The 23,786-nt window shown below is 33.8% G+C and carries 20 protein-coding genes; 17 read left to right on the top strand and 3 right to left on the bottom strand.

What is annotated here, in order from left to right; genetic code table 11:
• Positions 1 to 88: 88 nt before the first annotated feature.
• Positions 89 to 1,561, top strand: coding sequence for an NAD(P)H-hydrate dehydratase (locus tag DW269_RS08375; protein WP_117459349.1), 1,473 nt, complete (start codon positions 89 to 91; stop codon positions 1,559 to 1,561).
• 14 nt (positions 1,562 to 1,575) lie between these two features.
• Here DW269_RS08375 and pgeF read toward each other — a convergent pair whose 3' ends face one another.
• A complete protein-coding gene (gene pgeF / locus DW269_RS08370) occupies positions 1,576 to 2,337 on the bottom strand; it encodes a peptidoglycan editing factor PgeF (RefSeq protein ID WP_117459348.1) in 762 nt (253 codons plus the stop codon).
• Complete coding sequence (locus DW269_RS08365; RefSeq protein WP_117459347.1) at positions 2,334 to 3,974, bottom strand: NFACT family protein; 1,641 nt, start codon at positions 3,972 to 3,974, stop codon at positions 2,334 to 2,336. The genes pgeF and DW269_RS08365 overlap by 4 nt, the downstream gene beginning before the upstream one ends.
• A 91-nt stretch (positions 3,975 to 4,065) precedes the next feature.
• On the opposite strand from DW269_RS08365, the gene gmk reads away from it, so the two are divergent.
• The 16 genes from gmk to DW269_RS08285 all read left to right on the top strand — a co-directional run bounded on the left by gmk (position 4,066) and on the right by DW269_RS08285 (position 23,215).
• The gene (gene gmk, locus DW269_RS08360) at positions 4,066 to 4,629 is read left to right on the top strand and encodes a guanylate kinase (RefSeq protein WP_022424679.1); all 564 of its coding nucleotides are present in this window, start codon (positions 4,066 to 4,068) and stop codon (positions 4,627 to 4,629) included.
• A 38-nt stretch (positions 4,630 to 4,667) separates the two neighbouring features.
• Entirely contained in the window at positions 4,668 to 6,854 is a 2,187-nt protein-coding gene (gene priA, locus DW269_RS08355; RefSeq protein WP_117459346.1) for a primosomal protein N', read from the top strand.
• Positions 6,811 to 8,100, top strand: coding sequence for a 16S rRNA (cytosine(967)-C(5))-methyltransferase RsmB (gene rsmB / locus DW269_RS08350; RefSeq protein ID WP_233502417.1), 1,290 nt, complete (start codon positions 6,811 to 6,813; stop codon positions 8,098 to 8,100). The genes priA and rsmB overlap by 44 nt, the downstream gene beginning before the upstream one ends.
• Complete coding sequence (gene rlmN / locus DW269_RS08345) at positions 8,100 to 9,128, top strand: 23S rRNA (adenine(2503)-C(2))-methyltransferase RlmN (protein WP_117459345.1); 1,029 nt, start codon at positions 8,100 to 8,102, stop codon at positions 9,126 to 9,128. The genes rsmB and rlmN overlap by 1 nt, the downstream gene beginning before the upstream one ends.
• A 1-nt stretch (position 9,129) precedes the next feature.
• Complete coding sequence (locus DW269_RS08340; RefSeq protein ID WP_158546344.1) at positions 9,130 to 9,858, top strand: Stp1/IreP family PP2C-type Ser/Thr phosphatase; 729 nt, start codon at positions 9,130 to 9,132, stop codon at positions 9,856 to 9,858.
• Between the two features lies 1 nt (position 9,859).
• Complete coding sequence (pknB, locus tag DW269_RS08335) at positions 9,860 to 11,665, top strand: Stk1 family PASTA domain-containing Ser/Thr kinase (protein WP_117459343.1); 1,806 nt, start codon at positions 9,860 to 9,862, stop codon at positions 11,663 to 11,665.
• A 14-nt stretch (positions 11,666 to 11,679) separates the two neighbouring features.
• Positions 11,680 to 12,546: a ribosome small subunit-dependent GTPase A gene (rsgA, locus tag DW269_RS08330; RefSeq protein ID WP_117459342.1), complete on the top strand. Its 867-nt coding sequence runs from the start codon at positions 11,680 to 11,682 to the stop codon at positions 12,544 to 12,546.
• Positions 12,539 to 13,183 (top strand): ribulose-phosphate 3-epimerase, encoded by a 645-nt coding sequence (gene rpe, locus DW269_RS08325; protein ID WP_117459341.1) that lies wholly within the window; start codon positions 12,539 to 12,541, stop codon positions 13,181 to 13,183. The genes rsgA and rpe overlap by 8 nt, the downstream gene beginning before the upstream one ends.
• The gene (locus tag DW269_RS08320) at positions 13,180 to 13,791 is read left to right on the top strand and encodes a thiamine diphosphokinase (protein ID WP_117459340.1); all 612 of its coding nucleotides are present in this window, start codon (positions 13,180 to 13,182) and stop codon (positions 13,789 to 13,791) included. The genes rpe and DW269_RS08320 overlap by 4 nt, the downstream gene beginning before the upstream one ends.
• Positions 13,781 to 15,136 carry an MATE family efflux transporter gene (locus DW269_RS08315; RefSeq protein WP_117459339.1) on the top strand — a complete coding sequence of 452 codons (1,356 nt, stop codon included), beginning with the start codon at positions 13,781 to 13,783 and terminating at the stop codon, positions 15,134 to 15,136. Before DW269_RS08320 ends, DW269_RS08315 begins: the two co-directional genes overlap by 11 nt.
• A 76-nt stretch (positions 15,137 to 15,212) precedes the next feature.
• Positions 15,213 to 16,568 carry a LuxR C-terminal-related transcriptional regulator gene (locus DW269_RS08310; RefSeq protein ID WP_117459338.1) on the top strand — a complete coding sequence of 452 codons (1,356 nt, stop codon included), beginning with the start codon at positions 15,213 to 15,215 and terminating at the stop codon, positions 16,566 to 16,568.
• Positions 16,569 to 16,759: 191 nt separating this feature from the next.
• Complete coding sequence (locus DW269_RS08305) at positions 16,760 to 17,125, top strand: hypothetical protein (protein ID WP_199409914.1); 366 nt, start codon at positions 16,760 to 16,762, stop codon at positions 17,123 to 17,125.
• Positions 17,118 to 18,716 (top strand): InlB B-repeat-containing protein, encoded by a 1,599-nt coding sequence (locus DW269_RS08300; RefSeq protein WP_117459337.1) that lies wholly within the window; start codon positions 17,118 to 17,120, stop codon positions 18,714 to 18,716. The genes DW269_RS08305 and DW269_RS08300 overlap by 8 nt, the downstream gene beginning before the upstream one ends.
• Before the next feature lie 24 nt (positions 18,717 to 18,740).
• Positions 18,741 to 20,387 (top strand): LPXTG cell wall anchor domain-containing protein, encoded by a 1,647-nt coding sequence (locus DW269_RS08295; protein ID WP_117459336.1) that lies wholly within the window; start codon positions 18,741 to 18,743, stop codon positions 20,385 to 20,387.
• Between the two features lie 94 nt (positions 20,388 to 20,481).
• A complete protein-coding gene (locus DW269_RS08290; RefSeq protein WP_117459335.1) occupies positions 20,482 to 21,210 on the top strand; it encodes a GTP pyrophosphokinase family protein in 729 nt (242 codons plus the stop codon).
• Between the two features lie 673 nt (positions 21,211 to 21,883).
• Positions 21,884 to 23,215 carry a transglutaminase-like domain-containing protein gene (locus DW269_RS08285; RefSeq protein WP_233503282.1) on the top strand — a complete coding sequence of 444 codons (1,332 nt, stop codon included), beginning with the start codon at positions 21,884 to 21,886 and terminating at the stop codon, positions 23,213 to 23,215.
• Positions 23,216 to 23,496: 281 nt separating this feature from the next.
• Here DW269_RS08285 and DW269_RS12635 read toward each other — a convergent pair whose 3' ends face one another.
• Positions 23,497 to 23,673, bottom strand: coding sequence for a hypothetical protein (locus tag DW269_RS12635; RefSeq protein WP_158546343.1), 177 nt, complete (start codon positions 23,671 to 23,673; stop codon positions 23,497 to 23,499).
• Between the last annotated feature and the right edge of the window lie 113 nt (positions 23,674 to 23,786).

Raw genomic sequence — 23,786 nt, 5'->3', positions numbered from 1 at the left:
TTGCCCGGTGGTGTGAGAGGACGAAAATAATTTTAATTATTTTCTCCTACTCGATTATGGTAGAATAATTAAGAAGGGAGTGTTATATATGTATATAGGAACACAGGATTTATTAAAACAATATGATGCTTATTTATTAGAACATGGATATCAAATAGAAGAACTTGTTAATCTTGCAAGTGATGCATTACTCAATCATTTCACAAAATATAATAGATTTGCGATTCTTATTGGACCAGGCAATAATGGTGCAGATGGCTATTCTTTAGGATTAAAGCTAGAAAAACTAGGAAAGCATGTCATTTATTATTATAGTGGAGATATAGGAAAGGTATCACAGGCCAATCGTTATTATCGTGATCAATGTGAAGAGAATCATTTGATCTATGTAGATGAAGATAATATTAATACAATTAATTGGAATGATTATGAATGTATTGTCGATGGGTTATTTGGATTTGGCTTAAATAGTGCACCTAGAGGGATGTATAAAATCATTATAGAATCTATTATGAATAATTATAATGGAACTATTGGGGCAATTGATATTCCTACAGGACTTGATTGTAATACAGGTAAAGCTTACGAGGGTGCTTTAAAAGCTGACTTTACAGTCACCTTAACTGCTTTAAAACAAGGATTCTTAGATCCTCGTTCATTAGAATATACAGGTAAAGTCATTCTAGAAACATTAGCTGTTAAGGATTGTTTTAAAGAAGCAGGGTTATTTGAATATGTAGAAGAGGATTATGTAAAGGAACATTTAAGAAAAAGAGTTTATAATGGCTATAAGAATATTTATGGTGTAGATGGCTTAATTGTAGGGAGTGATCAATATACAGGTGCACCATTACTTGCCACTAAAGCAGCTTATTATACAGGTGCAGGTATAGTCAAGACTATTACTTCGGAAAAAGTAACATCTCTTTTGCCTCTTTATATCCCTGAAGCGATTCCTGTATTAAGACCACAAATCTTCCGTTATGATGATTTTGATGGCTATGATGCATTATTAGTAGGATGTGGATTAGGTCTAGACGAAAGTGCCTTTAGAGCTGTAATAGATATTATGACTGCTTCTATCTGTCCTCTTGTAATGGATGCAGATGCACTTACAATTCTTTCTAGAAATATGCACTTACTAGAAAAACAAGATCGTTCAGTGATCCTTACACCACATATTGGTGAATTCAAACGTTTATGTCATGTAGAAGACTATCCTGACTTAATGATTGCCGCACAGAGTTTTGCATCACAATATCATTGCATACTTGTCTTAAAAGGACCTCATACAATTGTGACTGATGGCAAATCATCTTATCGTATTGCATCTGGTAATAAAGCGATGGCAGTAGGTGGTATGGGTGATACACTTGCAGGTATTATTACTTCATTATTAGGACAGGGTTATGAACCACTAGAAGCAGCAATACTAGGTGTCTATATTCATGGACGTGCAGGAGATGAAGTCGCAAAGCAGGCATATACTGTCATTCCTGAAAAACTTATTGAAGAAATTCCTCATACAATGGCATTACTTGCTGGTGAAATAGAAAAATAGCTGGAATAATCCAGCTATTTTTTAAGTCTGATAATAGAAATATTACGATTTTTAGTATGTGTCTTACGATAACTAAAGAACAAGTCATCATTCTCCATTGTACAATAAGGACTGACTTCAATATGTTCGTCTAATACACCACAATTTAATAATTGTTGCTTGATCAGACCTTTTGAATTAAGAAGATAATGTGTCTCATCTTTTTTAGTATAGAAAGATGATGTATCAAAGCTCATTTTCTTTACACAATCAATAATATCATCCATGGCTTCAAAGTTTCGTGCTTCAATAGAAGGCCCTACATAAGCATATATAGTACTAGGGTCACAGCCTTCATCTTCAATTAAATGACGTGTCACCTTACCTACAATCTCAGTCACTGTTCCTTTCCATCCTGAATGAATGGCAGCAATTAAATGCTGGTTCTCACAATATAATAGAACAGGACAGCAGTCTGCATGGAAAGTAAATAGAGTCAAGTTTGTATCTCTAGTATATAATGCATCAAAACCTAAATAAGCATCTTTCTGACTATAAATTCCCTTACCACCATCTTTTGTATTCACACTTAAATAATGCGTTGTATGACGCTGTAAGGGCGCGACCATATGATCAAGATCTGTACCAAGCATTTTAGCTAGTTCTTTACGATTTTCTAGTACCTGCTTGTCTTCTATTCCATTATAACTCATATTAAATAGCTTTCCATCAATATGAGCTGGTACAGTATAGCCTTCTACTATATCATTATTAAACTTCCAAGGTATTAATTTCATCTTGCATCCTCCACTTTTTCTAACTCATCATAGAAAGAATCATCAGGATCAATATAAATAGTCTTATAATGTCCTAAAAGAACTAAACCTGGCTTATTTGTATGAGGCTTCTTTAAGTTCTTTACTAAACAATAATTCACTGGAACACTTGAACTATATTTACCCTTAGAAAAATATGCTGCAATATTTGCGGCGAGTCTCATTGTATACTCATCCAAGTTTTCTGCATGCACAATAATATGAGAGCCAGGCATATCCTTCACATGGAACCACATATCATTACGTGATGCCATTTTAAATGTTAGATAATCATTCTGTAAGTTATTCTTACCTACATAAATAATAATACCATCACGAGTACGATAAACATCATAATGAGGATGTGTTTTCTTCTTTAACTTCTTGACATTCTTCTTACGAATATATCCCATGTTTTCAAGTTCTTCCTTGATTTCCATGGCATCATAATAATCCGCATTATCCATCAAGGTATTTAAAGTATCAAAGTAATTGATTTCTTCTTTAGTCTTTTCAATCTGTTCCTCTAGAACCTTTAAAGAATTCTTTGCCTTCTGATACTTATTATAATAATGATTCGCGTTTGTTTTGCCATCAAAACGCTCATCTAATTCAATTGTCATCTTTGTGCCATCATAATAGTTATCTACAGTCACTTCTTTCATCCCTTTTTGGATAAGATGTAAAGAAGCATACAATAAATCACCCTTAATACGATATTCATCACTATTATGAGAATCAAATAAAGTCTTTTCTAGCTTATCAAGCTTATTGACATTCTTTGTATATTCTTTCTGAATAAAATGAAGAATATCAGAAGTCTGCTGTTTAATACGATCCTTCTGATCAATAAATTGATAATAAGCATCTAATCCATCAAAAAGAGAATACTGATCTATCTTCTTTCCAAAACAATGTAAAGGAATCACATGATACTTTTCTTTATCGCCTCTAGTAATATAGAGCTCTTTACTCTCTTTGATTTCATTCATAATAGTTTTGAAATCTTCACCCTGTTCCATTCTTGAAGCTACTTCTTCAGTTAAATCTTTAGAGAATCCTTCAAATTCTTTCACAAGATTTGTTGTTTTAGGTGTATTTTCAAAAGGATTCTTCTTATCAAGTAGAGGAGGGTAGCTATAAGTAATCCCCGGCTGCATAATACGTATACTATCACTTGGCGATACTCTCTTTAAACATTCTAGTATCTTATCTTCTTTATTAGTAAGAATAAAGTTAGAATGCTTACCCATGATTTCTATATAGAGATGATACTCTACAAGATCCTTGAATTCATTTCTACCTCTTGAAGTAATCTTTAATATACGATCAAGCCCTACCTGTTCAATACGCTCAATAAACGAACCTTCAATATGTTTTCTTAAAAACATTGTGAGAGCGTTAGGAAAATCAGGTGTAGGATAATTTAATTGTGTTAACTGAACACGTGCATACATTGGATGAATAGAAACAAGAAGTTTCTTATTCTCATTCTGTGCACGAACAGTCATTAATAATTCATATTTCGATATCTGATATAATTTTGAAATACGTCCTGTCACAATTGTTTCATTTAATAATTCTGTAACACGTGACAATACAATTCCATCAAATGCCATATTCATCACCCGACTTAGTATAACACATTTAAAAGTGTTTGACATCACTGTTTTATTCATGTAGGATTACTTAAAAAGGGGATGTAGATAAGTGAAAAGAGGCCTTCTAATTATCCTGAGTGGACCTAGCGGCGTAGGCAAAGGAACAGTCAGAGAACAACTATTTAAAGAAGAATCATTAAACCTTGCATATTCTATTTCAATGACTACACGTTATAAGAGACCTGGCGAAAAAGAAGGGATCGATTATTTCTTTGTAGATGTTGATACATTCAAGAAAAAGATTGAGCAAGGTGAATTACTAGAATACGCACAGTTTGTAGGTAATTATTATGGAACACCTAAAGCCTATGTAGATCAGCTACTAGATGAAGGTAAGAATGTTGTATTAGAGATTGAAGTACAGGGTGCACTTCAGGTTATGAAGAAAGTACCAGATGCTCTTACAATCTTCTTAGTACCACCTTCAATGGAAGAATTAGAAAAACGTATTCGTGGACGTAGAACAGAAGCTGAAGATGTTATTAAAGAACGTCTTGATAAAGCAAGAAGAGAAATTGCGACAAAAGATCAGTATAAGCATGTAGTGGTAAACGATGATGTTATGCGTGCGAAAGATGATATTGTCAAGATTATCGAGGAGAACATGAAGTAGCCATCTGGCTGCTTTTTCTTTTTTTAGGAGGTGATTTTATGTTTAAAGTAGAAGTACTTATAGAACATCCTGTTCAGGCATTAGACCGTGGCTTTTCTTATTTATCTAAGAAACCTATTTTGACAGGAATACGTGTTCAAGTGCCTTTTAATCATCGACAGGTTGTTGGTTATGTATTATCTGTAGAAGAAGTTGATTTAACCCAAAAAGAATTAGAAGAAAGAGATGGCTTTAAGTATTCTTATATTTATTCAGTCATCGATGAAGCTCCTCTGTTAAATAATGAACTCATTACACTGGCTCATCGTATGTCAAAGATGACTTTATGTCCTTTGATTGCCTGTTTCCAGGCTATGCTTCCTGGGACTTTAAAGCCATCTACTCATAAGATGGTTGGTATTAAAACAATTACATGTGTAAGAGTCATTAATACCGGAACACCTAAAACAACTAAACAACAGGAAGCATTCCGTCTATTAGTAGAAAAGGGGGAAATGTTTCTTAAGGATATTCCTTATTCAAGAAGTGTCATTACTTCTCTAGAAAAGCAGGGTCTTGTTGAAGTATATAATAAAGAAGTACAACGTGATCCTTATGCAGGTAATAACTTAAAGATTAATAATAAGATTACTTTAACCCCGCTTCAAAAAAGTGTAGTGGAAGGTGTATTAGAAACATCTCAAATGATTTCACTCATTCATGGTGTGACTGGTTCAGGTAAAACAGAAGTCTATATTGCCTTAACTAAAAAGATGTTAGAAGAAAATAAGACAGTATTAATGCTTGTACCTGAAATATCTCTTACACCAATGATGGAACGTGTCTTTAAAGAACGTTTTCATGATGAAGTTGCGATTATCCATTCACGTTTATCTCAAGGTGAAAAGTATGATGAATATCGTCGTATAAAAAAAGGTGAAGCCCGTATTGTAGTGGGAGCTCGTTCTGCAATCTTTGCGCCGGTAGAAAATCTTGGTCTTATTATTATGGATGAAGAACATGATATGAGTTATAAGCAGGATAATACACCACGATATCATACATTATCTATTGCGAAGATGCGTGCAGAAAAAAATCATGCAAAGATCGTCTTGGGGAGTGCGACACCTTCAGTAGAAACATATGCCCGTGCTAAAAAGGGAATATATAGCCTATTTGAGATGAAACAAAGAATTAATGGTAAACCTCTCCCTTATTGTGAGGTTGTAGATATGGGCAATGAGTCCCGTCAGGGGAACTATTCACTTATGTCTAGAAGAATGAAACAGAGATTACAAGAAACATTGGATAAAAAAGAACAAGCAATGATTCTCTTAAATAAGAGAGGTTATGCATCTTTTATTAAATGTGAATCATGTAATGAACCAATACGCTGTCCTCATTGTGATGTCACACTTACTTATCATAAAGCTGAAAATAGACTCAAATGTCATTTATGTGAATATTTTATTCCTACACCTCGTACTTGTCCAAACTGTGGAAGTACGCACCTTAAAAAGATTGGTTATGGAACACAGAAAATAGAAGAAGAATTAGAAAAACAGTATCCTGAAGCACATATCATTCGCTTTGACTTTGATACAACACGAAATAAGAATACTCATTTAAAACTCTTAAAAGATTTTGAAGAACATAAAGCAGATATTATGCTAGGTACACAGATGATTGCGAAAGGACTTGATTTCTCCAATGTTACATTTGTAGGTGTACTCATGGCTGATTTATCTTTAATGGTACCTGACTTTAGAGCCTCTGAACGTACATTCCAGTTACTTTGTCAGGTGGCAGGAAGAAGCGGTCGAGGAGAAAAACAAGGTACAGTTATGATCCAGACATTCAATCCAGAACATTATGCAATTAAAGCAGCAGTCAAGCAGGATTATGATGCTTTCTTTAAAGAAGAGATAGCATTTAGAAAGAAAGCCAAATATCCACCATATTGTCATTTAGTCTCTGTTATAGTACAATCACGTACACCTAAGAATGTTCATTCTATTGCCTTAGATATCAGTCAATACTTAAGGGATCATCTAGAAAAGGTTCGTATCATTGGACCACAGTCTACCTTTAAGATGCAGGATATCTATCGTGAAAGAATTCTTATTAAATATATAGAATCTAAGCCCATCTATGAACAATTAAGTATCATTGATGATTATTATAACCGTACAAGAAAAGGAGGTGTTATTGTGGCATGCGACTTTAACCCGTATTCCACATATTAATATGAATGAAAGAAATACAGCATTAGATATACTTATTGATTATGAAAAGAATGAAAGCTATTTAAATATTACTTTAAACCATACTCTTACAAAAGACTTCTCACCATCAGAAAGAGGACTTATTACAACATTGGTCTATGGAACTATTCAGAATCGTTTATATTTAGAATATCAATTAGAACCTCATATTCATACACGTTTAAAGGTAGTAGAAAGAATGCTTCTATTAATGAGTCTCTACCAACATTTCTATCTAGATACACCAGATTATGCAATTGTCAATGAAGCAGTAGATATTATTAAGGAAAGAAGAAATAAAAGAGCAGGAGGCATGATTAATGCGATTCTCCATAGCTGTTTTAATGAAACAAGATCTTTAGATGATTTAGATCATGATGAACGTTTATCTATTTCTACAAGTCATCCATTGTGGCTAGTTAAGATGTTGAATGCTCAATATGGCATTGAAACAACAGAAAAGATTCTTTATGCAGATAATGAAGTGCCTTTAAAAAGTGGTCGTGTGAATACTTATAAGATATCACGTGAGGAATTCTTAAAGAAATATTCAGAATTCACTCCAGGTTATTTATCACCGGATAGTGTCTTATTAAAGGAAGGCAATATAGCCCATACAGAAGCTTTTAAAGAAGGGTTAGTGACGATTCAGGATGAATCATCACAGATGGTTGCTCGTCTACTTAATCCAAATGAAGATGATCTTGTCTTAGATATGTGTGGTGCCCCTGGATCTAAAACAACTCACCTTGGCACTTTGATGATTAATAAAGGCACCCTAGATGTCTATGACCTTTATCCTCATAAAGCAAAGCTTATTAAAGACAATGCTCAAAGACTTGGATTGACTAATATTCATGTGCATACAGGAGACAGTACAGACCTCTCAATATTTAATAAACAGTATACAAAAATACTTCTAGATGGACCTTGTTCAGGACTCGGTGTACTCTCTAGAAAGCCTGAAATTAAGTACCATGACTCTAGCGCAATGGATGAAATCATTCCTATTCAAGCAAAATTACTAGAAAATGCATATTCTTTATGTATAAAAGGTGGTAATATAGTGTATAGTACGTGCACTATAAATAAAAAAGAAAACGAAAAACAGATTGAAAAATTCATAAAGAAGCATCCCGATATGCATGTGGTAGAAGAACGTACTATACTTCCATATGAATATCATAGTGATGGCTTTTATATGTGTCTGTTAGAAAAGGATGTATGATGAAATCAATTTATGACTTAACACTCGAACAATTAAAAGAAGAACTAAAAGCACTTGGACAAAAACCATTCCGTGCAAAGCAGATCTATGAATGGATTTATGTAAAGAATGTCTATGATTTTCATCAGATGACAAATCTTTCTAAAGAACTTCAAGAAACACTTTCTAATCATTTCAGTGATGCACTTTTAACTATTAAAGAAAAACAGGTTGCTCGTGATGGAACAACTAAATATCTTCTAGAATTAGAAGATGGAGGACTCATTGAAACAGTATTAATGATTCAGACTTATGGTCGTTCATTATGTGTTACAAGCCAGTTAGGCTGTAATATGGGCTGTTCATTTTGTGCATCTGGATTATTAAAGAAACAGCGTAACTTAACAAGTGGTGAAATTGTGAAACAGGTCTTGACTGTTATGAATGATTTAAAGGAAAGAGTGACTCATGTAGTTGTGATGGGTACAGGTGAACCATTTGATAACTATGATGAAGTAATGAACTTCATTTATACAGTCAATGAACCTCATGGTCTGGCGATTGGTGCAAGACACCTTACCATTTCTACATGTGGTTTAATTCCTGGAATTGAACGTTTCTCTCATGAACCAATCCAGGTTAACTTAGCTATTAGCTTACATGCACCTAATGATGAAATTCGTAATGAACTTATGCCAATCAACAAACGTTACAATATGGATGACTTAAGAGATGCCATCAAGACATATATTGAACGTACAAACCGCCGTGTTACTCTTGAATATATTTTATTGAAGGATGTCAATGATGATATTAAATATGCACGTCAGTTAGCCCATTATCTTCGTGGATTAAATGTTTATGTGAACTTGATTCCTTATAACCCTGTTGATGAACATGGCTATAAGCAGTCTTTAGGTCATACAATTACTGCATTCAAGGATGAACTTATTCGTTTACATATTAATTGTACATTAAGAAAAGAACATGGCCGTGATATTGATGGTGCATGTGGACAGTTACGTGCAAAAAGAGAGAAAGGGGCATAATATGGTTATCTCCGCGATGACTGATATCGGAACAAAAAGATCAGTCAATCAAGATAGAGCAGTTTATAAAATCAAAGACCATGAAATCGTTGGTGTATTATGTGATGGAATGGGTGGTCATCTTGCAGGTGATGTTGCAAGTACTCTTGTAAGTAATTATATTATTGAACATTTCTTTGATCATTCACCTTTTATTGATGATGAATCTATTCATGCCTGGATCTCTTCTTTATTATTAACTGCAAATGATTTATTAAATAAAGAAAGTGATATGCATAGAGAATATGCTGGTATGGGTACGACAATTGTCATCTGTTATATGGATGGAAAGAATACCTATATTTCTCATGTAGGAGATAGTAGAGCTTATTTATATAGTGATACTTTAAAACAGATCACGACAGATGATACTTTTGTGAATGAGTTACTTAAAAGAGGTATAATTAATCAAGAAGAAGCCTCTCATCATCCTAAAAGAAATGTATTAGTGCAGGCAATTGGTATTAAAGAAGCTTTACGTATTTCTTTTTATAAGATTGAAGAAGATTATCGTGCAATATTGCTCTGTTCAGATGGATTATATAATTCACTCTCATCTCAACAGATTGAAGATATCTTAAAAGAAGATGAATCAGTCAATCATAAAACAGAAAGACTCATTCAATCAGCCAATGAATTTGGTGGATTAGATAATATTGGTGTTTTATTAATTGAGAAGGGAGAATCATAAGATGAGTGAAAAAGGACGTATTCTTGCTGACCGTTATGAATTAAAAGAATTAATTGGCCAAGGCGGTATGGCAGATGTCTATCTTGCATATGATGATATATTAAAAAGAGAAGTGGCTGTAAAAATACTTCGTTCTTCCTTGACGGGGGATCCTATTTATATTACGCGTTTCCATCGTGAAGCACGTGCAGCAGCTGCATTATGTCATCGTAACATTGTAGAAATCTATGATGTAGGTGAAGAAGATGATCTTTACTATATTGTCATGGAATATGTACGTGGTCAGACTTTAAAAGAATTAATTAATAAGCGTGGTGCACTTCATTATGTAGAAGCAGTAGACATTATGAAGCAGGTTGTATCAGCCACTGCACTTGCCCATTCTATGGGTATTGTTCATCGTGACTTAAAGCCTCAGAATATTCTTGTCACTGATTCTGGTATAGTAAAGATTGCGGATTTTGGGATTGCCTCTATCCAGTCTTTATCACAGGTGACTCAGACAGATACAATCATGGGTTCACTTCATTATCTTGCACCAGAAATTGCAAGAGGTGAAAAAGCGACACCACAAAGTGATATTTATGCATTAGGGGTTGTTTTCTATGAATTATTAAGAGGAGATGTACCTTTTAATGGAGAATCTCCAGTCAATATCGCTTTGAAACATATGCGTGATGAAATACCATCAGTGCGTGAATATAATCCAGCGATTCCTCAGTCAGTAGAAAATATTATTATTAAAGCGACTGCAAAGAATACAAACAATCGTTATCAGTGTGCTGACGATATGTTAGATGATTTAGAAACTTGCTTAGAACGTTTAGATGAACCTAAATTAAGCTTTGATCAAGTGAATAATGATCCAACAATCATTGCGACTGATTCTCAGTTCTTTACTAAAACAGCACCTTTAGATCTTGAAGAAACAAAAACAGAAATAGAAGAAATTGAACCAGAAGAAGAAAAGATAAAAGAGCCAATGGATAAGAAAAAAAGAATTGCGATAGGTGTGGCCATTGGGGCAGTTATCGTATGTCTTGCGATTGTAGCAGGATTCTTCTTATTTGGTGGTAATCAAGATGGTACAATGATGGATCTAGTTGGTAAGACTGAAAAAGAAGCCAAAGCTTTATTGATTGATAAAGGCTATAAGGTATCTGATGATGTTGATTATGAACTGAGTGATAAGTATGAAAAAGGACTTGTTATTGCGACAGATCCAGAAGCAGGACATACTATCAATGAAGGAGATACAGTAACATTTACTATCTCTAAGGGTAAATATATTGTCATGAAGGACTATACAGGTACCTCTTACAGTTCAGCTTATAATGAATTAACAAAGCTTGGCTATAAGGTTAGAAAGTATGAAAAGTCTGATGATGATTATAAAGAAGGTGTTGTTATTGGACAGTCTATTTCTGAAGGTGAAAAACAGGATCCGAATGAAAAAGGCAAAATCATTACTTTAACAGTATCTAAAGGTGTCAGCATTACTGTTCCATCATTATATGGTCAGGATATCAATGCAGCAAAATCTACATTAGAAAGTCAGGGCTTTACTAATGTGAAACTATCTGTATTACCATCACCTACAGATACTGCAACAATTAACTCAATGTCTATTAATACAGTTGTAAAACAGTCAGTTGCACCATATACTCAGGTAAATAGTAAAAGGACTGAGATTATCTTATATTATTATGATAAGAAACCAACTACTACAACCCCTACAACCCCTACAACACCAACACAACCTGACTTACCAGAAAATGATGATGACGATACAACTACAACTGAATAAGAATAGGAGATTATATGCCTAAAGGTCAGATTATAAAAGTCCTTGCAGGATTCTACTATGTCGATACAGGTAAGAAGGTTGTTAGCTGCAGGGCACGTGGTAAATTTAGAAACAGAGGTCAGAAGCCTCTCGTAGGAGACTTCTGTACTTTTCAGGAAGAAAAAGATGGTTCTGGTTATATCCTCACACTAGAAAAAAGACATAATCAATTAGAAAGACCTCCTATCTGTAATGTAGATCAGGCACTTCTTGTATTCTCTATTGCCCAGCCAGATTTTGATCAGATGCTTCTAGATCAATTTCTCGCGATGGTTGAATATGAGAAGATTAAACCAATCATCATTATCACAAAGATAGATCTTAATAGAGAACTTATTCCTGTAATACAAAAGAAGTACAATGCTTATGATCTTTGCTTTGTATCAAGTAAAGAAAATGAAGGCATCGAAGAGATTAAACCAATCCTTAAAAACCGTGTAACAGTCGTTACAGGGCAGAGTGGGGTAGGTAAATCAAGTCTTCTCAACGCCTTAAACATTGAACTTAATATTGAAACAAATGAAATTTCTCAAGCATTAGGAAGAGGGAAACATACTACAAGACATGTTGAACTTATTCCTATGTATGGTGGCTATATTGCAGATACTCCAGGTTTTTCATCATTAGAACTTAAAATGGATCCTGTAGAACTTGCAGTCACTTATCATGATTTTAAAGAACTGTCACATCAGTGTAAGTTTAGAGGATGTCTTCATGATAGTGAACCACATTGTGCTGTTAAAGAAGCAGTAGAAGCAGGGGAAATTGACAAAACAAGATATGTTGATTACCTGCAGTTATTAAAGCAGGTTAAAGAAAGGAAAGATAAACGATATGGTTAAAATTGCACCTTCAGTATTATCCGCAGATTTTGCGCATCTTAAAGAAGATATTGATACAATCTATGATGGAGGAAAATCATGGATTCATTATGATGTTATGGATGGACACTTTGTCCCTAATATTTCATTTGGTTACAGCATTCTTAGTAACTTACGTGCTGTGACTGATTTATTCATTGATGTACATTTAATGATCACTGATCCAGGTCAGTACTTAGATGAATTCATCAATGCAGGTGCAGACCTCATTACATTCCATATTGAAGCTGTATCAAGTGTGCAGGAAGCACGTGTACTTATTCAACGTATTCATGATGCAGGATGTCTTGCATCAATCTCTATTAAACCAGGTACTGATGTAGAAGCAATCAAACCATTCTTAGATGATTTAGATATGGTTCTTGTCATGAGTGTTGAACCAGGATTTGGTGGGCAGTCATTCAATCCTGCAGCTTTAGATAAGATTACTGAACTTAAAGAAATCAGAAATGGTAGACGCTACCTCATTGAAGTAGATGGTGGTATCAATGAGAATACAGCCAACCTATGCCGTGGGGCTGGGGCAGATGTTCTAGTGGCTGGAAGCTATGTCTTCAAAGCAGAAAACAGACAGGAAGCTATTGACTCACTCAAATGAAAATAGGCTTATATGCAAGCATGAATAATGGGGATGTCTTTAATAAAGACATCCCTTATATTGCAGTTGATGGTGGTTTAGAACATCTACATCGTCAATCAATTAAACCATTATGTGCTATTGGAGACTTTGATTCTTTACAACATAAAGAATACTTAGAAGGATTAGAAGTACTTACTTTTCCTACTCATAAGGATGAAACAGATACAGAACTTGCCATTAGTGAAGCACTCAATAGAGGTTATGATGAAATAGACCTTTATGGTGTTATTGGTGGTCGTATTGATCATTTTTTAGGTGTACTTATCTATCTCAAACAACATCCAGATATTAAAATCACTTTATATGATGATATAAATAGAATATACCTCTTGCCCAAAGGTAAGCATCAAATAGATTGCAGGGAATATAAGTACTTCTCATGCTTTACTGAAAAGACTTGTACTCTCACATTAAAGAATTGTGATTATCCCCTTGATGGTTATATATTAGAACCACATGATCCACTATGTATCTCTAATCAATGTCATGGTATTCTAACAATTGAAAATAGTGAAGATTTAATATTCATTGAATCACAAAGAATAGGAGGTACATATGGAGAATAAGGATTTTCTTGCGACTGAACCAGTAGGTAAATTACTCAGACAACTCGCCTTACCAACAGTCATTGCGCAATTAATCAACATGCTTTACAACATTGTAGACCGTATGTTTATAGGTCATATTCCTCAAACGGGTGCTCTTGCCTTAACAGGTGTTGGTGTCTGTATGCCGTTAATTATGATTGTGACAGCCTTTGCCTCTTTGGTTGGTAATGGTGGTGCACCACGTGCGTCTATTTATATGGGTCAGGGTAATAATAATTATGCTGAAAAGATATTAGGTAATTGTTTTATTACGCAGATTATCGTTTCTATCGTACTTACACTTATTCTATTCTTTGGAAATCGTACCTTCTTACTTGCTTTTGGCGCAAGCAGTAATACAATTACCTATGCCGTAGACTATATGAATATCTATGCAATGGGAACACTATTTGTCCAATTAACATTGGGAATGAATATGTTTATTACAGCCCAGGGATTTGCGAAAAACGGAATGATTTCAGTTGTCATTGGCGCATTATGTAATGTTATCTTGGATCCTATTCTTATTTTTGGATTTCACTTAGGTGTCAAAGGAGCAGCCTTTGCGACAATTATTTCTCAAGGATGCTCATGTCTCTATGTTCTTCGCTTCTTATTTGGTAAAAAGACAAAACTTAAAATAAAAAAGAAAAACTTATCTTTAGATCACTCGGTCATCTTACCTTGTCTTGCTTTAGGCCTTTCTACTTTTGTGATGCAATCAAGTGAGAGTGTCATCCAGGTCTGCTTCAATTCTTCTTTATTAAAATATGGGGGAGATATAGCAGTAGGGGCAATGACTATATTGACTAGTGTTATGCAGTTTGCGATGCTTCCTTTACAGGGATTAGGACAGGGGGCACAGCCTATTATCAGTTACAACTATGGGGCTAAGAATAAAGAACGTGTTCGAAAGACATTTAAATTATTATTAAAAGTCAGTCTAGTATTCTCAATATGTATCTGGCTTCTTATTCAGATCTTCCCACAGATGTTTGTAGGACTCTTTACAAATGCACAAGAACTCTCACTCTTTACCACTCAAGCACTTAGAATCTATATGGCAGTCGTAGGACTCTTTGGAATACAGATTGCCTGTCAGATGACATTTGTGGCTTTAGGTAATGCGAAAGCATCAGTTATTGTGGCAGTTACTAGAAAATTTATTCTTTTAATTCCACTTATTTATATTATGCCAGCATTACTTGTAGATAAGACAACAGCTGTTTATTTGGCTGAACCGGTGGCAGATATTCTTGCAATCACATTTACGGTATTATTGTTTAGAAAACAATTTAATAAAGCACTTGAACAAATGAACTGAGGTTTCTCAGTTCATTTTTTGCGGTTAAAACTCAAATATGTTATAATTATGTTAATGATGTTGAGGAGATTATGAAATGGACACAAGGGTGAATTTCAAAAATAATATATATATTATCTTGCTGATGGGATTATTCACCTTCTTATTTCTAGGTACTGAATATCTCTATGTAGATTTACTTTCTTGCATCGTATCACAGGATGCGACAGTTATTGCGCAAAATTATGCATTAGGCGCAAGTAGTATCGGTTTTCTTTTATATCCTCTGTTGAATCGACTTATAAAGAGCCGTTTTAAGAATAGCTCTCTTTTGCTGACAGGACTCGTATCTATTATAGGAATAGTGTTACTAGGAACAGAATATACTTTTATCATCGGACTTGTGTTATTTTTATTCTTAGGAATTATAGGAAGCTGTGTTTATTATCAATCTATGTGCATGCTGGAGACTGATCAATATCTTGCAAGAATAGTAGGCATATCTTATTTTCTAGGTATCATGCTTCAATTTATTAGTAACAACCTGATTCATACAGAGCTGATACAATCTATGCTATTGGGTATTTCTCTATTTATATTGATTATTCTCTTGATTAAAAATAGTTCATTTAATATTCAAATGATTAAAGAAGATAAACAGGAGAAAAAATCAAATACAGTAGGAATTATCTTGATTATACTGGTTGCTTTAATGACATGTATGTTTAGTACTTTAGATAATGCAGTCACATTAGTTCATGCAGGCGGGGATATGGATATTGGTCAATGGCCAAGAATCCTTCTTGCCTTAAGTGGCTTAGTCTCTGGGTTTATCTTTGATTTACAAAATAGAAGATATATGGGCATTACAATGTATTGTATTATGGTCTTATCTACTATTTGTATTGCGATACTTAAATTTGCCGGACCATTTATGTTAGGCCTTATGATTTTTTATTTATCTGCTGGTTTCTTTGCGGTATTTTTTGTCACTGCATTTATGGAAATAGCCCGCTATATGAAAATATCAGAACTTTGGTCTGGTATGGGTCGTGCAGTCAATAATTTGACCGCAGCCATTATTGCGAGTCCAGTTCTTGCATTACTTTCTTCTGATAGTAATCTTTCGGCCATCATATTAATTTTAGTGCTATTTGTGGCAGTGAGTATTGTCTCAGTTATCTATACCGTGTGGAAGAATGACTTTATTAAACAACAGACAATAGAAGTCATAGATGAAAAAGAGAAGCTTAGAAGATTCTCTGAACTCTATTCTTTCACAGATAGAGAAACTGAAGTCTTTGAACAACTAGTCAATACAGAAGATAGTATCCAAGTCATTGCAGAAAATATCTATGTATCAAAAAGAACATTAGAACGTTATGTCTCTGCTATCTATGAAAAAACAGGTGTTAAATCCCGTATTGGTTTATTAAATCTCTATAACAAGTAGAGCCTTTCATTTATGAAGGGCTTTTTTATTTATTGAAAAAGTAGCCTATATAACATGTAAATACTGTGTTGGCGGTACTCCGCCAAAGTCATTTTTACATTATGGCGGACTTCCCTTATATACTTATATCTATTTGCATCCTACAATAACACTAGCATTTGTATCAATAGATGCATGGAAGGAGGAAAGTCATGAATACAGCCCAAAGAATGCTTCCGTATGCGAGACAATATGTGATCATAGCCATCTATGAAATACTAGAGCATGATGGTGTACCCTATAAAAAAACGGACTCGTCAACAGTCGTATTCCATGGAAACAAAGGCATCTTTTCTATTTCTGTAAGTGAACAGGTAAAAGGAACACAACTATTTGTCACAATGGAACAGGCAAATGCAGCCTTATCACAAGCTGGTTCACAGCGTGCGATTAACGCTGTCACCAGACAAATCTCAGATTATATTGAAAATGAAACAGTCATGGCGAAGTATTCGCCAAAAAGAATTTTTAAGAGCCTCATAATCAGGCTAAGGGAATGGAGGAAACGTTATGAATAAACTTAAAAAGACATTAAGAATTGCATCCATGATTTTGATTGCGATTATGATTGGAATATCAGGTATGATCAGTGCAAGTGCTGCAACAATCACAAATAATGGACAATATTCACTCATATTATATTCTGATCCCGATGATTGGAATCCAAACTTTGAAGGTGAATATGGTAAGATAGTTAAATTTAACGTTGCAGAGGGAGAAACAACAGTTAAAGTATCTGAGCTTACAAAAGGTATTACACCATTCAATGGAGAAAATGAATTCTCTCATTGGGAAACAACGAAAGGAGAAAAAGCTGGTGATGAATTAAATATCTCTGATTTTACACAAGAAGGTAATTTTTATACTTCTAGTGGTGAAGAAATCAGTTATTCTAAGGGTTTAACTTTACATGCAAAATTCAAAGGTAAATCATTAAATGAATCTGGAAACTATTATGTAACTTTAGATGCTTTTGGCGGAACTCTTAATGGTAAAGCAGAAGTTTTATTACAGAGTAAAAAAGAAGAATTCAAGACCATTGATTTAACTCAGTATACACCAGTAAGAAAAGGTTATACTTTTGTAGGCTGGGATTTAAATGGAGAATTTGTGAATTCAGTAGATGCATCTGCTTTTATAAAAAATTCTGTTGTAAGAATTACTGCAACTTATAAAAGTGATACATTTAATAATGAAGATATTACAGTAACATTAAATGGGAATGGTGGCATGATTGAAGGTAAGGAATCTCATATATGTAATTATGTAGGTGGAGCTAATTCAGGAACATCTATGTCACTATTACCATATACACCAGTGAGAGATGGTTATACTTTTAATGGCTGGAATACTAAAAAAGATGGTAGTGGAAAAAATCTCAAATATATCTACTGGAGATCCTGGGATAATAATGAAGAATCAAATAAAGAATTTGATAAAGATACTTTAATTGATGAAGGTGATGGTTATTCAAGATATAAAAATATTACTCTCTATGCATCTTGGACTAAGAATCCTGATTCTACACCAGAACCAATAGAAACAGTTAAAAAACTAGAGAGTACTGGAGACATTAAGGGAACTATTGAATCTGAAGAAGGTATTAATAAGAACTACAAACTAGATATTAAGAAAGTAGAAGTAAAGAAAGACCTAACAAATAAGAACATTAAGTTTATAGCTGATATTAATGTATTGAATGGTGATACTGTTGTAAAGATTTCCCATACAAAGATGAAAATCAGACTTGCATTGCCAGAAGATTTAAAAGGTTATGATAAATATGAAGTTGTTTATATTTTAGATGATGAAATTAAAGAAACAATTCCTGCCGTTGTAGAAGATGGATATATTAGCTTTGTTACAACTCATTTAAGCCAGTATGGAATTATCGCTACTAAGAATAATACAGCTGCCCAAGACAAGAATACTGTTATTACTCCAAATGGTAATAATTCCACTAATACATCAACTGAAAATAAGAAAACTGATAAAATAGTAAAGGATACTCCAAAAACTGGAGATAACACAAATCTTGTATTAGTAATTGGTACATTAGTAATTAGTGTTTTTGTATGTATGAGTTTAAAGAAGAAAAAAGAAATGTAGAGCCTAAGAAAGGGGGCTGACAATATGAAAATAAAATTTTGTAAAATGAAGCTGTTGCCGGTCTTTCTTACATTATGTATTGTGCTATTATTAGTGCCTTGTACTGTATTTGCACAAGATATTAATCTTCCGTCAGGAGTAAAATATACATCAAATTATCATCATCAATATTATACAAAGATTGATGTGAATGCGAATGTATCTATAAAGGACCTAGATGGCACTGTAGTTGAAACAAAACAAGTTACTAAAACCAGTGGGAATTTTCTTAAAGGTGGTTTAAGTGATGAAGCAGTAAAAAGTACACTTTCAAATATATGGTCTGACATTGAGACACCATATAAATCACAGGGAACTGTAAAACATGAGAACAATGATGGTAAAATGAGTTTTGATCACTTTGATAGTGGGCATTTTTATACATTTACTCCTAAAATTGGAGATGTTATTACTTTTGAAACTGAAGAAGAAGCACAACAGTATTTTGATGAGCATCAAGATGCAACAGGCACTTTTAATAAACTTCTGGATGTTTATGAGTATCAGATCTACAAAAATACTTATGATTTAATTGTAGAAAAAAATACTTCTCCAGCAATTACTCAAGTAAATATTAATAGCTTATATAACTATGAGGTGGGAAGTACACCTCATGCAACTGCAAAATTATCTCAAGATGAAAATGAATATGAGATTGCATATGAGTGCTGGGAAGAAATGGAAAATGGTGAACCTATCGCATTCTGGTATTCAGATGAAAGTAAATATATTCCATCGATGAAGAGAATCACTAAGTTTGAAGATGGTAAAACTTATATGTATTCTATTGAACTACGTGAAAAGGATGGCTATAAATTTAGTAATCAATGTGATGTATATATAAACAACAAAAAACAGTCTACAGTCATTAAAACTATCAATGGATTATTCATGCCTTCTATTGAGACAATTCATCCAGTAACGGTAAAAGAAATAGGTACGATTGAAATCAATAATGCAACATTAAACTTCAAGGATGGAGATAAGCCAGTATTTACTGGCACAACTCCAGAAAATGCGAAATATATGCTTGTCTTTGAAGAATGGAGAACAGATGGTGAATGGACTCGTTCTGACAAATGGTTTAATGATGATGAACATCATGGTAATGATAAAACTATAACTACTTTTGATAAGAATAAGACTTATCATTATAATCTCTTTGTCCAGCCAACTCACAACGCAGGTAGTGAAGGATGGGTATTTGGTCCACATACTAAGCTGATTATTAATGGTAAAGAAGTAACTTATACGTATAAGACTGATGCAGAATATGAGAATGGTCTAAGATATGACTTCTTTGTATTTACTCCAATTAATATGATTCCTGAATCAACTCATACACATAGCTTTAAGTGGTTTATTGACAAAGAAGCGACTACAACAGAAAAAGGTTCTAAGCATGAAGAGTGTACTATTTGTGGCTATAAGAAAGCATTTATTGATATTCCTATGAAGGACTTAGAAACAAAGTCAAATGGTAGTACAACATCTGAAAATAAGAAAACTGATAAAATAGTTAAGGATACTCCTAATACTGGAGACAATACAAATGTCTCTTTAGGGCTATCAGTACTCGTTTTATCATTGTTTGGATTAGTTGCGTTATATAAGAAAAAGTATACAGAGTAAATATGATGAGGCGGTTCAGTCACTGAACCGCCTTTTTTTGACTTCTTTCATAGAAATACATTATAATGAAATAGATTGAAAGAAGGATGAATGTATGAGAAATCTAGAAGATATAAAAAGAAGTGGATTTAAAATCATTGAACAAAAAAGAGAAGAATTTATGAAACAGAGTATTCTTTCTGATGAGTTCTTAGATTTATTAGATAAAAACAAAAAGCCATTTGATTTATTGATGTCATATTATCGTTGTGCGGTAATGGAGATAGAAACAAAATTCAGAGTATTAGATCAGGAATATTCTTTAGAATATGATGGTAATCCTATTGAAAGCATCAAGTCCCGTATTAAATCATATGATAGTATTGCGAGAAAAGTAAGACGCAAGAATATTCCAATGACTATAGAATCATTAGAAGAAAATATAAGAGATATTGCAGGAGTCAGAGTTGTTTGCTCATTTCCTGAAGATATATATGAACTTGCAGATAGCTTCTTAAGACAGGATGATATTACTTTGATTGAGATGAAGGATTATATTAAAAATCCTAAACCTAGTGGTTATCGTAGTTTACACTTAATTGTACAGGTACCAATCTTTTTGCAGAAGACAAAGAAGTATGTTTATGTAGAAGTACAGCTTCGTACTATTGCGATGGACTTCTGGGCAAGTTTGGAACATAAATTACGCTATAAGAAGAATATTCCTGAAGACGAAGCAAAGCTTATTGCTCAGGAACTTTATGACTGTTCAGTAGAAAGTGCTAAACTAGATGAACGTATGCAGAAGATACGTTCAATGATGAATAAAGGAGAATCTGAATAGACTCTTTTTTTGTTGAAGGAAATGAAACTTTAATATGTTGTAAACACGGCATTTTATTTTGCCTTTGTTGTCGAACAGTATTATATATAATTAAAAATAAGGTAATAGATACTACGCAATTAAATGATAATAACCATTCATTAGTCTTGTTGAATTATCAGCCTATCATGTGCATTAAACATCGTAATAAGGCGATAGATGATGTTTAATGCAGGATATCATTGGAGAACGAGAAAATGTATTATAAAATACAGCAAGTTATTTGCATACATGCTATAATTTTACTATATTTTGAAAAAAAGATTGCGGATGAGTTTTTTTAAATATATAAAGAAAGTTCGAAAGCAAAGCTTATGAGTTAGACGGAATTTGCGAAAGCATTATGTGTATTATACTCAATTGTCAGTAGGTGAGGAATAGGATTATTCTGCTTTGAGCATGATATTGATTTTAGTGACTTCAGGAATAAATTATGGATTGAAAGTGATTTGGGGATTACTTAGCAGCCAGCAATATCACTCATGTAAATATGGAGGCAGTCTTTACATTGACAGATATGCTATTCAAGTCAGCTTAGTTCATTGGTTTTGAAAACGAACGGTAATATAAATTGGAGGTATAACTCATGTATCAGGATTTATCTTTTATGAATGTTCCGCTTCCAGAGGACGTTTTGAAATTAAAAATTTATGGTGATTATGCTGGAGCCCAGAAAATGATTCGTTATTTTCTAGAAGAGAAGGATATTCCACAGGCTCTTAGAAAACGTCTAGAAATCGAACAGGAAGTCATTGGCGTTATGAGTGGTAATGAGTATCCTTTTACTTATGATGAAGCATTGGAGATTATGATGATTCATCTACGTGATTTCAAAAAAGAAGAGTTAGATCATTTAAAAGAAATCAGTGCAGCAGATTGGATTTATATTGATGGTGAGGTACATTTTCAGCGTCGATTCTATGAAAATCTCATTAAGACTCGTCCAGATTACGCAAAGCGTGTCATTGCAGAAAATCCAGAGGATGAAAAGCAAAATAATCTAAATCAGAATCTACTTAATGACAATATACATTACATGAAAGAACATGGAGGAAGAACTGTACACACTCGTATACGTTCAACGATAAAAACCAAAAAAGAATTTGAAGAGGTAGGACGCAAGGTTCGCGTACATCTTCCGATTCCTAAGGTATATGAGCAGGTTTCTAATGTAGAGGTTCATGCATCTAATCCAGAGATTACATATGTAGCACCTTTTGATGCACCACAGAGAACAGTGTATTTTGAGACTGAGTTGAAAGAGAATCAGGAGTTCATGGTAGATTATTCATTTGACTACCATGTAGATTATGTAAAGTTAGATCCTGCCAAGGTATCTGAAGAACAGCCAGATTTCTGTCTGGAAGAGCAGGCACCACATATCGTATTCACTCCATACTTAAGAGAACTAAGAGATGAACTGGCAGGAGATGAGACAAATCCAGTTATTTTGGCGCGTCGATTCTATGATTTTGTGACTACAAAAGTGATGTATTCTTTCATGAGAGAATATTTCACAATTGAGTGTATTCCCGAATACTGTGCAATCAACCTAAAAGGTGATTGTGGTGTACAAGCACTGCTATTTATCACACTTTGCCGCATGTCTGGAATTCCAGCACGCTGGCAGTCAGGTCTATATGTGACGAAGTATTATACAGGATGCCATGATTGGGCACAATTCTATATAGCACCGTATGGATGGGTATTTGCAGACCCTTCTTTTGGTGGAAGTGCATGGCGTGAAGGAGACAAAGAGCGTTGGAACTATTACTTTGGTAATCTGGATATTTTCCGTATGCCAGCGAACTCTGAAATTCAAAAAGAATTCATGCCGGAGAAAAAATGGCTCCGCATTGATCCGATTGATAATCAGAGAGGAGAATTTGAGTACGAGGATCATGGTCTTCGCTTCTCTCAGGTGGAAGTATCACAGGAACTCATTTCTATGGAAGATATTGAATAATAAATTATCGTAAGTCTCGTTGTAAGAAACAGAAATGTTTGAAGAGTGGTTTTGGATGTTTCCTTTCCTTTTCTTTTTTACACACAAGACATTAAAAAGGCATTACAAATAATGTGAATTGAAAGAGTTCATATCAATCTGTAATGCCTTTTTCCTTTCTAAATATTTTACATGATTATCATACTACAATCAGATCATAAAACAGGTGGAAGATTATGCCGTCACAAAAGGCACATTTTCCACCTGTTTATTAATTTAATCTGCGGTTTTATTAGTTTTTATTATGGGTAGAGTTTGCGGTTTAACACCTCACATACTGATAAAAGTCTTTGAGTTCCAGAAATTTCAGCATTTACAATATCAATCATTCGTTTTAAGTTTGCAACGTGGAATGGCTTTACTTCTGTTGCCCATTTAGGTGTATCTTGTTTTTCTATTCCAGCTAGATATTGTTTCAAAATAGTTAATCTTTGTTCTAGCAGTTTTTTTCTTTCTTTTGGTTCTATATAATCAATAAAAAAATTGGATAATAGAAATCAAGTAAAAATTCAAAAAAATAATCAGTAATTTT

The organism is Catenibacterium sp. AM22-6LB (assembly GCF_003435615.1).
Classification (GTDB): Bacteria; Bacillota_I; Bacilli_A; order Erysipelotrichales; family Coprobacillaceae; genus Catenibacterium; species Catenibacterium mitsuoka_A.
This window is presented reverse-complemented; position numbering and strand designations above follow the sequence as displayed.

What these genes read in the sequence shown, in the direction of transcription:
- DW269_RS08375 (WP_117459349.1), top strand. Translation starts at nt 89, where the DNA reads ATGTATATAGGAACACAGGATTTATTAAAACAATATGATGCTTATTTA.
- pgeF (WP_117459348.1), bottom strand. Translation starts at nt 2,337, where the DNA reads ATGAAATTAATACCTTGGAAGTTTAATAATGATATAGTAGAAGGCTAT.
- DW269_RS08365 (WP_117459347.1), bottom strand. Translation starts at nt 3,974, where the DNA reads ATGGCATTTGATGGAATTGTATTGTCACGTGTTACAGAATTATTAAAT.
- priA (WP_117459346.1), top strand. Translation starts at nt 4,668, where the DNA reads ATGTTTAAAGTAGAAGTACTTATAGAACATCCTGTTCAGGCATTAGAC.
- rlmN (WP_117459345.1), top strand. Translation starts at nt 8,100, where the DNA reads ATGAAATCAATTTATGACTTAACACTCGAACAATTAAAAGAAGAACTA.
- DW269_RS08340 (WP_158546344.1), top strand. Translation starts at nt 9,130, where the DNA reads ATGGTTATCTCCGCGATGACTGATATCGGAACAAAAAGATCAGTCAAT.
- pknB (WP_117459343.1), top strand. Translation starts at nt 9,860, where the DNA reads ATGAGTGAAAAAGGACGTATTCTTGCTGACCGTTATGAATTAAAAGAA.
- rsgA (WP_117459342.1), top strand. Translation starts at nt 11,680, where the DNA reads ATGCCTAAAGGTCAGATTATAAAAGTCCTTGCAGGATTCTACTATGTC.
- rpe (WP_117459341.1), top strand. Translation starts at nt 12,539, where the DNA reads ATGGTTAAAATTGCACCTTCAGTATTATCCGCAGATTTTGCGCATCTT.
- DW269_RS08320 (WP_117459340.1), top strand. Translation starts at nt 13,180, where the DNA reads ATGAAAATAGGCTTATATGCAAGCATGAATAATGGGGATGTCTTTAAT.
- DW269_RS08315 (WP_117459339.1), top strand. Translation starts at nt 13,781, where the DNA reads ATGGAGAATAAGGATTTTCTTGCGACTGAACCAGTAGGTAAATTACTC.
- DW269_RS08310 (WP_117459338.1), top strand. Translation starts at nt 15,213, where the DNA reads ATGGACACAAGGGTGAATTTCAAAAATAATATATATATTATCTTGCTG.
- DW269_RS08305 (WP_199409914.1), top strand. Translation starts at nt 16,760, where the DNA reads ATGAATACAGCCCAAAGAATGCTTCCGTATGCGAGACAATATGTGATC.
- DW269_RS08300 (WP_117459337.1), top strand. Translation starts at nt 17,118, where the DNA reads ATGAATAAACTTAAAAAGACATTAAGAATTGCATCCATGATTTTGATT.
- DW269_RS08295 (WP_117459336.1), top strand. Translation starts at nt 18,741, where the DNA reads ATGAAAATAAAATTTTGTAAAATGAAGCTGTTGCCGGTCTTTCTTACA.
- DW269_RS08290 (WP_117459335.1), top strand. Translation starts at nt 20,482, where the DNA reads ATGAGAAATCTAGAAGATATAAAAAGAAGTGGATTTAAAATCATTGAA.